Below are 428 nucleotides of genomic sequence, written 5' to 3'. Positions count from 1 at the left end.
CGTACAGTGGTGCCATCGGGAAAATAGTTATCCTTAATGGCATAGCCGCGAAAAAAGGTGAGGCCCACATCAAACCCGGGTGAAGGATTGTCACCTCCGCGGCGGACCTTCATATATTGCCCATTATCGTCATCCAGGATGACACCCTTCTCCGGACCCTGCGGATCCTGGCGCGGAGATTTCGCGTAATAGTCCGGGTCGTACCAGTCGCTCACCCACTCGTAGCCGTTCTCTGACATGCCATACAGCCCGCCGGGGGTCGGCGGATAGCGATCGACGGCATAACGTACGAAGGAACTGTCCACCCCGGCGGCCTCTTCCGTTGCCTGGCGGTCCTCGCTGGTGGCGTAGTTTTCACCGCGCCCGCTTTTCTCATCCTCACGCCAGTCGCCGTCATCCGTTGCCACCAGAATATACTGCCCCCGGTC

General features: G+C 59.1%; 1 protein-coding gene. It reads right to left on the bottom strand.

What is annotated here, in order from left to right; translation table 11 throughout:
* Positions 1-428: SUMF1/EgtB/PvdO family nonheme iron enzyme (locus OGW16_RS02020; protein WP_286517662.1), on the bottom strand; the 428-nt coding region annotated here is incomplete at both ends.

Source organism: Citrobacter sp. Ce104 (assembly GCF_030334595.1).
In the GTDB taxonomy this organism is placed as follows: Bacteria; Pseudomonadota; Gammaproteobacteria; order Enterobacterales; family Enterobacteriaceae; genus Citrobacter; species Citrobacter europaeus.
Note: the sequence above shows the minus strand (reverse complement) of the source record. Positions and strands in the feature narration are given on the sequence as shown.